This is a genomic window from Halomonas piscis, from assembly GCF_031886125.1.
Taxonomy (GTDB): Bacteria; Pseudomonadota; Gammaproteobacteria; order Pseudomonadales; family Halomonadaceae; genus Vreelandella; species Vreelandella piscis.
In genome coordinates this window covers 2,503,982-2,516,006 of sequence record NZ_CP119391.1, presented here as the reverse complement: position 1 = coordinate 2,516,006, position 12,025 = coordinate 2,503,982, and the positions used below count along the sequence as shown (strand labels likewise).

Here is a 12,025-nt window from a genome sequence, read left to right as displayed (position 1 = left end):
GTGCGCTTCTTGCCATATGGCTTGAGCCAACTACCTGGTGGGAAATGGGATGGACCCGTTCTTCTGTGCCAAGCTGGATATGACATCTAGCTAGCAGTGCACAGAACACTGACGGCATCTGAAAGGAGGGCCCATCCATGAAACAGATTAGCATTGTCGGCATTGACCTGGCCAAACACGTTTTTCAGTTGCACGCCGCCGATGCGCGCGGCCATAACATCTTTAACAAGCAGGTTAAGCGTGATCAGCTGCGGCTCACGCTGGCCCAGCTGCCGCCTTGCCGCATCGCTATGGAGGCGTGCGGCTCGGCCCATTATTGGGCACGCGAAATTCGCGCCCTGGGCCATGAGGCAGAACTACTGCCGCCGCAGGCGGTCAAGCCCTTCGTGCTGGGCCACAAGAATGATGCACGCGATGCCGCGGCTATCGCCGAGGCCGCAGCACGCCCGGCGACGCCTCGGGTGACGATCAAGACAGAAGCGCAACAATCCCTGCAAGCGGTGCACCGGGTGCGCAGCCGGTTAGTGCGCGAGCGCACTGCCATCGGCAATGAGCTGCGCGGCCTACTGGGAGAGTTTGGCCTGATCGTGTCGCAAGGGCATGCGGTAATACGCCAAGGTGTGATCCGTGAACGCCTGGACGAGCAACGGGCGCGGCTGGGTGAAGAACTCTACACCCTGCTGAACGACCTGCTCGACCAGTGGCTCGAGAACGATGCGCGGATCGCGCGCTATGACAAGCGGCTGCAGCGACAGGCCAAAGCGTCAGCCGACATGCAGCGGCTGATGAGTCTGCCCGGCATCGGCCCGATCAACGCCACGCTGTTGTTCAGCCACCTGGGCGATCCGGCACGGTTTCCCAACGGGCGTCAGTTCAGCGCCTCGTTAGGGCTAGTGCCACGCCAGCATTCCAGTGGTGGCCGCCATCAGTTAATGGGTATCACCAAACGCGGCAATGGTGAGGTTCGACGGCAGCTGGTGCACGGTGCCCGCGCGGCATTACGCCAGTTTCAGCGCCAGGAACAGCCCGACCGGCTGTCCCGCTGGGCCTGCTCATTAGCGGCGCGTCTTGGACAACGCAAGGCCATTGTGGCCCTGGCAAACAAGATGGCGCGGATTTGCTGGTCGCTATTGGCCCATGAGCGCCGCTACCAGCCGCAGGAGGCCGCTTAATGATACCGAATAAACAGGCGAGATCGTTCAGCATACGATAAGTTACCCAACCCCGAGGTTGCGCAGGCGAGATGCTTCGATGGCATAACGGGTCAGACCGACTCTCTGTCACTCTGTGAAGTGCGCAGGCCCATGGCGAGGCCGAGTGGGAGATCAGAGCAGAGAGCGCGTATTCCATCAGGGCCAGGCACCGCAGGTGCCACCAACAGGCCGGATATAAGCGTGCAGTCCTCACCTTTATGCGTGGTTGCTTCTAGCTTGCACAACAGGACGGGTCCATATAAGCGCAATTTATTGGTTCTTCGACGTTTCATGTGGATTTGGCTTGATCCAGCAGGCGCCCCACGGGGCTCCCAATCAGGTAGATCATGGCGATGAAGTTGGCCTCGTTCCGGTAGCCACGTGCGCGTGACCTAGCCGCCTGGAAGAGCCCGTTCATACCTTCCAGGCGCGCGTTGGTCAGTCCCGATATCCAGCGCCTCACGACCTGCTCAGCATGCCGTTCAAGCGTGGTCAGAGCCTTCGCCATAGGCTTGAGCAGTGGCTGGTCGGTGACCGCCTCCCGCATCACCTTGAGATAATTTGTGATGCGCCATCGGGCAGCACGCGGCGTCGCAGCCTTCTGGATCCAGCGCAGCTTTTCCTTGATCACCCAGGCATCGGCAGTGGCGCCTCGATCGGCCACCAGCTCTTGTAGGGCGGCCAGTTGCTTGGCCGTCTGGTTGCCGTTATCCAGATTCTTCAAGACGGCCCAACGAAGGGCTTTGGGGTGACCCTTCTCCCGGCGCTCCTTCTTGCGAACCTCGTCCAGCGCCTTGGTGAAGGTCTGCACGATGTGAAACCAGTCGACTGTCACTTCGGCGTTGGGTAGGTGCTCGGCTACGCCGCTCAGGAAGGCCTGAGACATGTCGCAGACCACCTCGACCACGTTACCCGGGTCGCCGCCATGTTTCGCCAGGAAGGCGCTGAAGGCCTTGATGGCGGCCTTACCATGCCCGGGTACGGCGAAGAGCACCGGCTCCTGCTTGCGCTGCATGTCGAGAAACACCGTGACATAGCGCTGACCACGCCGAGACGCGGTCTCATCCACGCCGACGGTGGCTACGCGGGACAAGTCCAGCTCACCCAGCATGCGGCCGACGTAGTGGTGCACGATGCGCCACAAGCGCTTGTCAGAGATTTCCAGTTGCCGGGAGACGGCCAGCACCGGCATCTCCTTGACCAGTGACATGGCGGCCTGCTCGAACAACAGAGTGAAGTCGCTGCCGGGCCGTGCCCAGGGCACCTCGATGCGCTTGACGCCATGCTCGGGGCACTTGGTCCGAGGCACCCGCGCATGCAGGTAGCAGAGGTGCTGGAAGAAGTTCAGGTGCCGCCAAGTCTTGTCGGCGAAGTCATGGGCCGGGCAGGCCTTGCCGCACTCCGGACAGGGGTAGAGGCTTCCCCGCTCGGCCTCGACATAGAGATCCAGGCGGTGGGGTGACAAGGAGGTATCTAGGTGTTGGTTCTTGAGGATCCAGGGCGCTTCCAGGCCCAGGCCGAGGGTCAGAATCTGGGTGCCGTCCATGCCATGCCTCCTTTCCAAGTGGAGGTCGTATCCTGGCCCAGGTCAGGGGGCGAATTCCACACCCAACGACGAAGAGCCAATTTATTGCGCGAATGCAGGCCGCCAAGGCCTGCCGTGGCTTAATCAGGCGCGGTGGCACACTCTTCGCGCAATAAATTGCGCTTATATGGACCCGTCCTGTTGTGCAAGCCAGAAGCAACAACGCATAAGAGTGAGGACTGCACGCTTATATCCGGCCTATTGATGGCACTTGCCGTGCCTGGCCCTGATGGAATACGCGCTCTCTGCTCTGATCTCCCACTCGGCCTCGTGATGGGCCTGCGCACTTTACAGAGTGACAGAAAGCCGGTCTGACCCGTTATGCCATCGAAGCATCTTGCCTGCGCAACCTCGGGGTTGGGTAACTTATCGCATGCTAAGCTATATTCCCTGTTTGTTCGGTATCATCAAGCGGCCTCCTGCGGCTGATAGCGCCGTTCATGGGCCAATAGCGACCAGCAAATCCGCGCCATCTTGTTCGCCAGGGCCACAATGGCCTTGCGTTGCCCAAGACGCGCCGCTAACGAGCAGGCCCAACGGGACAGCCGGTCGGGATGTTCCTGACGTTGGAACTGGCGTAATGCCGCGCGGGCACCGTGCACCAACTGCTTTCGAACCTCGCCATTGCCGCGTTTGGTGATCCCCATCAACTGGTTGCGACCCCCGCTGGAATGCTGGCGTGGCACTAGCCCCAACGAGGCGCTGAACTGACGTCCGTTGGGGAATCGCGCCGGATCGCCCAGATGGCTGAACAACAGCGTCGCATTGATCGGGCCGATGCCGGGCAGACTCATCAGCCGCTGCATGTCATCTGATGCCCTGGCCAGACGCTGCAGACGCTTGTCATAGCGCGCGATCCGGGCATCGTTCTCGAGCCATTGATCGAGCAGGTCGTTCAGCAGGGTGTAGAGTTCTTCCCCCAGCCGCGCCCGTTGCTCGTCCAGCCGCTCACGAATAACGCCCTGGCGTATCACCGCGTGCCCCTGCGACACGATTAGACCAAACTCGCCCAGCAGGCCGCGCAGCTCGTTGCCGACGGCGGTGCGTTCGCGCACTAACCGACTGCGTACTCGGTGCACTGCTTGCAGGGACTGTTGTGCTTCCGTCTTGATCGTCACTCGAGGCGTGGCCGGGCGCGCCGCAGCCTCGGCGATAGCCGCGGCATCGCGCGCATCGTTCTTGTGGCCCAGCACGAAGGGCTTGACCGCCTGCGGTGGCAGTAGCTCGGCCTCATGGCCCAGCGTGCCAATGTCTCTCGCCCAGTAATGAGCGGAGCCGCACGCTTCCATGGCGACGTGGCAAGGCGGAATTTGGGCCAGCGTCAAGCGTAACTTCTCTCGCCGGACTTGCTTGCTGAATACTTTGTGACCGTGCGCATCCACGGCATGCAGTTGAAAAACGTGTTTCGCCAGGTCAATGCCTATAATGCTAATCTGTTTCATGGATGGATCCTCCTTCACCGATGCCGTCAGTGTTCTGTGCACTGCTGGCTAGATGTTATATCCAGCTTGGCACAGAAGGACGGGTCCATCCCATTTCCCACCAAGAACTGCGCTTCCCAAGATCTGGGCAACGCTCTGTGCCCTAATGGCCGCGGGCGTTTTGTCAGCGTCGCAAATTGAGCCTTATCGGCGATTCTGCTACTCTGTCGTCCCATCCCGGCGTGGCTTTCTGCCGTGCCTTCTGATCACGTTTCGACAGGTTTCCCATGACACGATATATCTTCGTGACCGGCGGCGTTGTGTCCTCGTTGGGCAAGGGCATCGCCTCCGCCTCGCTGGCGGCGATTCTCGAGGCGCGCGGCCTCAGCGTCACCATGCTCAAGCTCGACCCCTACATCAACGTCGACCCGGGCACCATGAGCCCTTTCCAGCACGGAGAGGTGTTCGTCACCGAGGATGGCGCCGAAACGGATCTGGATCTGGGGCACTACGAACGCTTCATCCGCACCAAGATGACCCAGGGCAACAACTTCACCACCGGCCGAGTCTACGAGCACGTGCTGCGCCGGGAGCGCCGCGGCGACTATCTGGGCGGTACCGTCCAGGTGATTCCGCACATCACCGACGACATCAAGCGCCGGGTGTACGCCGGCGGCGAGGGCTTCGACGTGGCGCTGGTGGAGATCGGCGGTACCGTGGGCGATATCGAGTCGCTGCCGTTTCTCGAGTCGATCCGCCAGATCAGAAGCGAGCTGGGGGCCAGCCGGGCGATTTACATGCACCTGACGCTGGTGCCCTTTATTGCCACCGCCGGGGAAACCAAGACCAAGCCCACCCAGCACAGCGTGAAAGAGCTGCGCTCCATCGGTATCCAGCCGGATATTCTGATCTGCAGAAGCGAAGTGGAACTTGAGGAAGCCGAGCGGCGCAAGATCGCGCTGTTCACCAACGTCGAAGAGCGCGCCGTGGTGCCGCTGCAGGACGCCGATACCATCTACCGCATTCCGCTGATGCTCCACGAGCACGGCCTGGACGATATCGTCTGCGACAAGCTGCGCCTGGACGCCGGCGAGGCCGATCTCACCGAGTGGATCCACGTGCTCGATGCCAAGCTCAACCCCCTGAAGTCGGTGAGCATCGCCATGGTGGGCAAGTACATGGAGCTTCTCGACGCCTACAAGTCGCTCAACGAAGCGCTGGTCCACGCCGGTATCCAGGGGCGCATCAAGGTCAACGTCGACTATATCGACGCCGAGGACATCGAGCGCTACGGTACCGAGCGGCTGGCGGGCAAGGATGCGATCCTGGTGCCCGGCGGTTTCGGCGAGCGCGGCGTGGAAGGCAAGATCATGGCCGCGCAGTTTGCCCGGGAAAATCACGTGCCCTACCTGGGCATCTGCCTGGGGCTGCAGGTGGCGGTGATCGAGTTTGCCCGCCACGTCGCCGGCTGGGAGGACGCCAACTCCACCGAGTTTACCCACGATACAAAGCACCCGGTGGTGGGGCTGATTACCGAATGGCTTTCGCCGGAGGGCAAGGTCGAGCTGCGCGACGAAGCGTCGGATCTTGGCGGCACCATGCGCCTGGGCGGCCAGGTATGCCGCCTGGTCGGCGGCACCCGGGCCCGCGACGCCTACGGCACCGACGAGATCGTCGAGCGCCACCGCCACCGTTTCGAGGTCAACGACCAGTTCATCGGCGATCTGGAGGCCGCGGGGTTGACCGTCTCCGGACGCAGCGTTGACGAAACGCTGGTCGAGGTCGTCGAGCTTGCCGACCACCCGTGGTATGTTGCCTGCCAGTTCCATCCGGAGTTTACCTCGACCCCGCGCGACGGCCATCCGCTGTTCAGCGGCTTTGTCAACGCGGCGGTCGACCACAAGACGGCGCGTACCCGTACCCACACTTCCGCCCAGGAGTAGCTTGCCATGAGTCAGAAGCGCCGGCCCGACGCCGAAGAGCGCCGCATCGACGTTGCCGGGCTGACGGCCGGCAACTCCCTGCCGCTGATGCTCCTGGGCGGGATGAACGTGCTGGAGTCCGAGGCGCTGGCCGACGAGGTGGCCAGCGCCTTTGTCGAGGCTACCCGGGCGCTCGGCATGCCCTACGTCTACAAGGCCAGCTTCGACAAGGCCAACCGCAGCTCGATCCACTCCTTCCGCGGCCCAGGGCTCGAGAAGGGCCTGCAAATGCTCGCCGACATCAAGGCGCGCTACGGCGTGCCGGTGATTACCGACGTCCACGAGCCCTGGCAGGCCGCGCCCGCCGCCGAGGTGGCGGATATCATCCAGCTGCCGGCGTTTCTTGCCCGGCAGACCGATCTGGTAGTCGCAATGGCCAAGACCGGGGCGGTGATCAATATTAAAAAGCCCCAGTTTCTCGCTCCTCACGAGATGCGCCACATCCTCGCCAAGTGCCGCGAGGCGGGTAACGATACGCTGATGCTGTGCGAGCGCGGGACGAGCTTCGGCTACAATAACCTGGTGGTCGATATGCTGGGCCTTGGCGAGCTCAAGCAGAGCGGCTACCCGGTGTTTTTTGACGTTACCCATTCGCTGCAGCGCCCGGGCGGGCGCGCCGACAGCGCCGGCGGCCGCCGCGCCCAGGTGGCAGAGCTTGCCCGGGCGGGCGTGGCCACCGGGCTTGCGGGGCTGTTTCTGGAAGCCCACCCCGACCCCGACCGCGCCCTGTGCGACGGCCCCTGCGCGCTGCCGCTCGGGCAGCTGGCGCCGTTCTTGCACCAGCTCGCCGCCATAGACGGCCTGGTGAAGGGCTTTGAGCCGCTGGCCATACGTTAACGAAACTGTTCGATCACGATAAAAAGGATACCTTGATGACCAAGATTGCTGATATTCGGGCGCTGGAAGTGCTGGACTCCCGGGGCAACCCCACCGTGTTTGCCGCGGTGCACCTGGAAAGCGGCGCGGTCGGCGAGGCCAGCGCCCCGAGCGGTGCCTCCACCGGCTCTCGGGAGGCGCTTGAGCTGCGCGACGGCGATAAAAACCGCTATCTGGGCAAGGGCGTGCAGCAGGCGGTGGCAGTGGTCAACGGCAAGATTCGCGAGGCGCTTCTCGGCATGGACGCCCGGGACCAGCGCGCCCTGGACCGCGCCATGCTCGAGCTTGACGGCACCGACAACAAGGCCAGCCTGGGCGCCAACGCCATCCTCGCCGTGTCGCTGGCCGCGGCCAAGGCGGCGGCAAGCGCCAAGGGGGTGCCGCTTTACGCCCACATGGCCGAGCTCTACGGCACTCCGGGCGTGTACAGCATGCCGGTACCCATGATGAATATCCTCAACGGCGGCGAGCACGCCGACAACAACGTGGATATCCAGGAATTCATGATTCAGCCGGTGGGCGCGAAAAGCTTCGGCGAAGCGCTGCGCGTCGGCGCGGAAATCTTCCACGCGCTGAAAAAGGTACTCTCCGAGCGCGGGCTTTCCACCTCGGTCGGCGACGAAGGCGGCTTCGCGCCGAACCTCGAGTCCAACGCCGAGGCGCTGGCGGTGATCAAGCAGGCGGTGGAAGCCGCGGGCTACGCGCTTGGCGACGACGTCACCCTGGCGCTGGACTGCGCGTCGAGCGAGTTCTACGAAAACGGTCAGTATCTTCTGTCAGGCGAAGGCAAGAGCTACGACGCCCAGGGCTTCACCGACTACCTGGCGGGCCTGTGCGACGACTACCCCATCGTTTCCATCGAGGACGGCATGGACGAGTCCGACTGGGACGGCTGGCAGGCGCTGACCGACAGGCTGGGCGACCGGGTGCAGCTGGTGGGCGACGATCTTTTCGTGACCAACACCCGGATTCTTCAGCGCGGCATCGACGAGCAGATCGGCAACTCGATTCTGATCAAGTTCAACCAGATTGGCTCGCTGTCCGAAACCCTGGACGCCATCAAAATGGCCCAGAACGCCGGCTTCACCGCGGTGATTTCCCACCGCAGCGGCGAGACCGAGGACACCACCATTGCCGATCTGGCCGTGGCCACGGCGGCCGGGCAGATCAAGACCGGCTCGCTGTGCCGCTCGGACCGCGTGGCCAAGTACAACCGCCTGCTGGTGATCGAGGACGAGCTGGAGGGCGTGAGCTACCCCGGGCGCAAGGCCATCAAGGGGCAGTAATCGGGTTCTTCGCCGTTTGGCGGGAAAGCGCTGCCATGTCGGAGCAGACTCCAGCCCGCGAAAACGCTGAGGTATCTGACACGGTGAGAGCGGACCTCAGTCCGCGACGATAAAGCCACCAATCTTTGGCAGGCCTGAAGGCCTGCTTTTGCGCCATGAATGGCGCTCCCGCCCCAAGTATCGAAGGACAAGTATCGAAGGTTTGTGCCGCTTTCCCGGTAAGGTGCGATAAACCAAAAAAAGCCTAGAGAAATTCGCGGCTGACGTCCGATACGCGGCCGTCGACGGTGCGCTGCAGCTTGTCCTCGATCTCGCTGCACAGCGACTCGGCTTCGCGCTGCGACTTGGCGGCCACCACAAAGGACCACTCGCTGGTGTCGAGCCGGTCGCGCTCGCCGCTTTCGCAGACCGCCACCGCTGGATTGCGCCCGAAGCGCTGATGCAGCCCGCCCATGCGCTGGCGCTTTTCCTTCAGAGAGCCGCAGCCGGGCATGAAAAAGGTCAGGGTCAGAATACCGATATGCACAAAGGTCTCCTTCACGTATCGGCGCGAGCGGGGAGCAGTGGCGCTCGGCGCGGGCAGAAAGCGGCAGGGGCGGTCGCTAGCGCTCGAGCATATCGATCTTGCCGGGTTTGCCGTCCCACTCTTCGGCGTCAGGCAGCGGATCCTTCTTCTCGGCGATGTTGGGCCACTCTTCCGCCAGCTCGGCGTTTATCTCGATAAACTCTTCCTGCCCCTTGGGCAGTTCGTCCTCCGAGTAAATGGCATCGACCGGGCATTCGGGCTCGCACAGGGCGCAGTCGATACACTCGTCGGGATGAATCACCAGGAAATTGGGGCCTTCGTAGAAGCAGTCCACGGGGCAGACTTCCACGCAGTCGGTGTGTTTGCACTGAATGCAGTTTTCTGTCACGACAAACGTCATCGCGGTATCCTCTTGCGCGGCCGAACGTCTGGCCGCTGGTCATCAGTCGCGTTGTCAAACACAAACGCGTCGAAACATGGCTAAGGCCGGGGGGCGGCCGTTTGAGTGGTAGGGCCGTGCCGCTCGCACGCTATGTAACCCGAAAGTATATTACAGACGGCCCTGCCATTCATATAACAGCTCAAGCGCCCGGCGCGGCGAAATGTCATCCACCTCCAGGGTTTCCAGCGTCTCGACGAGGGGATGAGGGGCCGTGGCAAAAAGGTCGCTTTGCCGGGGAGTTGGCTCTCCGGCAGCGGCGGGGGGCGCTTGATCGTCGGACGTCTCGAGGGTGCCGAGCTTTTCCCGAGCCCGGCGAATCACCGCTTCCGGCACGCCGGCCAGCTGCGCGACCTGAAGCCCGTAGCTCTGGCTTGCCGGGCCGTCTTCGATACGGTGCATGAACACGATCTGCTCGCCGTGTTCGGCGGCGGTCAGGTGGACGTTGGCCACGCCGTCGCGGTGGTCGGGCAGCGCGGTCATCTCGAAGTAGTGGGTGGCAAACAGCGTAAGCGCGCGGATATCCGCCAGGTGCTCGGCGCTGGCCCAGGCAAGCGACAGGCCGTCGAAGGTGCTGGTTCCGCGGCCGATCTCGTCCATCAGCACCAGGCTTTGCCCGGTAGCGTTGTGCAGAATATTGGCCGTCTCGGTCATTTCCACCATGAAGGTCGAGCGTCCGCCGGCGAGGTCGTCCGAGGAGCCGATGCGGGTGAAGATGCGGTCCAGCGGGCCGATGTCGGCGGCGTCGGCGGGGACGAAGCTGCCGCAGTGGGCGAGCAGGGCGATCAGCGCCGTCTGGCGCATGTAAGTCGACTTGCCGCCCATGTTGGGGCCGGTGATCACCAGCATGTGCCGGGCGGTGTCCAGGGCCACGTCGTTGGGCACGAAAGGCTCGTCGCTGACGTGCTCGACCACCGGGTGGCGCCCGCCGTGGATGGTCAGGCCGGTGCGTTCGGCGAGCGTGGGGCGCACCCAGTCAAGGGCCTCGGCGCGCTCGGCAAAGGTGCAAAGCACGTCGAGTTCGGCCAGCGCCCGGGACGAGGTCTGGAGAGCGTCAAGCTCGGCGTTGAGGGTTTCCAGCAGCTGCTCGTAGAGGTGTCGTTCCCGAGCCAGCGCCCGGGACTTGGCCGACAGCGCCTTGTCCTCGAACTCCTTGAGCTCGGGAATGATGAAGCGCTCGGCGTTTTTCAGCGTCTGGCGGCGGATATAGTCCGCCGGCGCGTCCCGGGCCTGGGCGCGGGGTAGCTCGATGTAGTAGCCGTGGACGCGGTTGTAGCCGACCTTGAGATTGGCAAGGCCGGTGCGCTCGCGCTCCCGGGTTTCCAGCCGTACCAGGTAGTCGCCGGCGTTTTCGGCCATGCTGCGCTGCTCGTCGAGTTCGTCATCAAAACCTTCGCGGATCACGCCGCCGTCGCGCAGCACCACCGGGGGATTGTCGATGATCGCCCGCTCCAGGGTGTCGGCGATCTCGGGGTAGGGGCGAACGTGGGGGCGCAGGGCGTCCAGGGCGCTGCCGTGCTCCACGGCGGCCAGCTCGCGCTCAAGTTCGGGCAGAGTGGCGAGCGCGTCGCGCAGCCGGGCGAGGTCTCGCGGACGGGCGCTATAAAGCGCCACCCGGGCGAGAATGCGCTCCACGTCGCCTACCGCGGACAGCGTGTCGCGCAGCGACATCCAGGCGGCGTCGAGGCCGAGCAGCGCCACGCCGGCCTGGCGCCCGGCGACGACCTCGCGCTGGCGCAGGGGGCGGTTGAGCCAGCGCTTGAGCAGCCTTGAGCCCATGGCCGTGGTGCAGGTATCGATAACGCTTGCCAGGGTGTTGTCGGCCCCGCCGCCGAGGTTTTGATCGATTTCCAGGTTGCGCCGGCTGGCGGCGTCGATGACCACGGCGTCGTCGCGGTTTTCCACGCCCAGGGCGTTGACGTGGGGCAGGTCGGTGCGCTGGGTATCCCGGGCGTAGTCGATAAGCACGCCGGCGCTGATGAGCGCGGCGTGAAGGTGGGCGCAGCCAAAGCCGCGCAGGTCCTGGACGCCAAACTGGCGGCACAGGGTGCGGGTGGCGCTTTCCCGATCAAACAGCCATTCGCCCTGGCGGCGCAGGCCGCGGTGGCGAGCGAGCTCGTCGGGCAGCTCGAGCGTTTCCGGCAGAATCAGCTCCGCCGGCGACAGCCGCGTGAGCTCGGCGAGCATTTCCGCTTCGCTTGCAACCTCCAGCACGGAAAAACGCCCGCTGGAGAGCTCCAGCCAGGCAAGACCCCAGGCGTCCTTGTAGGGGGCAATGGCGGCGAGCAGGTTGTCCTGCCGGGCGTCCAAAAGCGCTTCGTCGTGGAGGGTGCCGGGGGTGACGATGCGCACCACCCGGCGCTCCATGGGGCCTTTGCTGGCATGCGGGTCGCCGATCTGCTCGCAGATGGCCACGGACTCGCCGGCGGCCACCAGCCGGGCGAGATAGCCTTCGGCGCTGTGGTAGGGGATGCCGGCCATGGGGGTGGTCTGCCCGCCGGACTTGCCGCGCTGGGTCAGGGTGATGTCCAAAAGCGCGGCGGCGCGCTTGGCATCGTCAAAAAACAGCTCGTAAAAATCCCCCATGCGGTAGAACAGCAAAACGTCGGGGTGGTCGCGTTTGATTTTCAGGTACTGCGCGATCATCGGCGTATGCGCCGGGGTATTGGTGGCCATGGCTATCCTGACGTTAACGGCGCCGTGGGGCACCCGAAAGC

General features: G+C 63.8%; 9 protein-coding genes. 4 read left to right on the top strand and 5 right to left on the bottom strand.

What is annotated here, in order from left to right; all coding sequences use genetic code 11:
* Positions 1 to 137: 137 nt before the first annotated feature.
* A complete protein-coding gene (locus tag P1P91_RS11785; RefSeq protein ID WP_311882511.1) occupies positions 138 to 1,172 on the top strand; it encodes an IS110 family RNA-guided transposase in 1,035 nt (344 codons plus the stop codon).
* A gap of 310 nt (positions 1,173 to 1,482) precedes the next feature.
* Here the strand turns inward: P1P91_RS11785 and P1P91_RS11780 are convergent, their stop codons facing one another.
* Both P1P91_RS11780 and P1P91_RS11775 read right to left on the bottom strand, forming a co-directional pair.
* On the bottom strand, positions 1,483 to 2,739 hold the full coding sequence (locus tag P1P91_RS11780; RefSeq protein WP_311882846.1) for an ISL3 family transposase: 1,257 nt from the start codon (positions 2,737 to 2,739) through the stop codon (positions 1,483 to 1,485).
* A gap of 446 nt (positions 2,740 to 3,185) precedes the next feature.
* A complete protein-coding gene (locus tag P1P91_RS11775; RefSeq protein WP_311882018.1) occupies positions 3,186 to 4,220 on the bottom strand; it encodes an IS110 family RNA-guided transposase in 1,035 nt (344 codons plus the stop codon).
* Between the two features lie 266 nt (positions 4,221 to 4,486).
* Between P1P91_RS11775 and P1P91_RS11770 the strand changes: the two genes are divergently transcribed.
* The 3 genes from P1P91_RS11770 to eno are packed head-to-tail and all read left to right on the top strand — an operon-like array spanning position 4,487 to position 8,343.
* A complete protein-coding gene (locus tag P1P91_RS11770; protein WP_311882845.1) occupies positions 4,487 to 6,142 on the top strand; it encodes a CTP synthase in 1,656 nt (551 codons plus the stop codon).
* A gap of 6 nt (positions 6,143 to 6,148) precedes the next feature.
* A complete protein-coding gene (gene kdsA, locus P1P91_RS11765; RefSeq protein WP_311882844.1) occupies positions 6,149 to 7,018 on the top strand; it encodes a 3-deoxy-8-phosphooctulonate synthase in 870 nt (289 codons plus the stop codon).
* Between the two features lie 35 nt (positions 7,019 to 7,053).
* Complete coding sequence (eno, locus tag P1P91_RS11760; RefSeq protein ID WP_311882842.1) at positions 7,054 to 8,343, top strand: phosphopyruvate hydratase; 1,290 nt, start codon at positions 7,054 to 7,056, stop codon at positions 8,341 to 8,343.
* Positions 8,344 to 8,587: 244 nt separating this feature from the next.
* On the opposite strand, the gene P1P91_RS11755 is transcribed toward eno, so the two are convergent.
* The 3 genes from P1P91_RS11755 to mutS all read right to left on the bottom strand — a co-directional run bounded on the left by P1P91_RS11755 (position 8,588) and on the right by mutS (position 11,984).
* Positions 8,588 to 8,869, bottom strand: a complete 282-nt coding sequence (locus tag P1P91_RS11755) for a DUF503 domain-containing protein (protein ID WP_311882840.1) — start codon at positions 8,867 to 8,869, stop codon at positions 8,588 to 8,590.
* Between the two features lie 76 nt (positions 8,870 to 8,945).
* Positions 8,946 to 9,269 (bottom strand): ferredoxin FdxA, encoded by a 324-nt coding sequence (fdxA, locus tag P1P91_RS11750; RefSeq protein WP_311882838.1) that lies wholly within the window; start codon positions 9,267 to 9,269, stop codon positions 8,946 to 8,948.
* Between the two features lie 150 nt (positions 9,270 to 9,419).
* Positions 9,420 to 11,984 (bottom strand): DNA mismatch repair protein MutS, encoded by a 2,565-nt coding sequence (gene mutS / locus P1P91_RS11745; protein ID WP_311882837.1) that lies wholly within the window; start codon positions 11,982 to 11,984, stop codon positions 9,420 to 9,422.
* Positions 11,985 to 12,025: the final 41 nt, after the last annotated feature.

Bases quoted from the DNA above. Each gene is read 5' to 3' on its own strand.
- P1P91_RS11780 (WP_311882846.1), bottom strand. From the start codon at position 2,739: ATGGACGGCACCCAGATTCTGACCCTCGGCCTGGGCCTGGAAGCGCCC.
- P1P91_RS11775 (WP_311882018.1), bottom strand. From the start codon at position 4,220: ATGAAACAGATTAGCATTATAGGCATTGACCTGGCGAAACACGTTTTT.
- fdxA (WP_311882838.1), bottom strand. From the start codon at position 9,269: ATGACGTTTGTCGTGACAGAAAACTGCATTCAGTGCAAACACACCGAC.
- mutS (WP_311882837.1), bottom strand. From the start codon at position 11,984: ATGGCCACCAATACCCCGGCGCATACGCCGATGATCGCGCAGTACCTG.
- eno (WP_311882842.1), top strand. From the start codon at position 7,054: ATGACCAAGATTGCTGATATTCGGGCGCTGGAAGTGCTGGACTCCCGG.
- P1P91_RS11770 (WP_311882845.1), top strand. From the start codon at position 4,487: ATGACACGATATATCTTCGTGACCGGCGGCGTTGTGTCCTCGTTGGGC.
- kdsA (WP_311882844.1), top strand. From the start codon at position 6,149: ATGAGTCAGAAGCGCCGGCCCGACGCCGAAGAGCGCCGCATCGACGTT.
- P1P91_RS11785 (WP_311882511.1), top strand. From the start codon at position 138: ATGAAACAGATTAGCATTGTCGGCATTGACCTGGCCAAACACGTTTTT.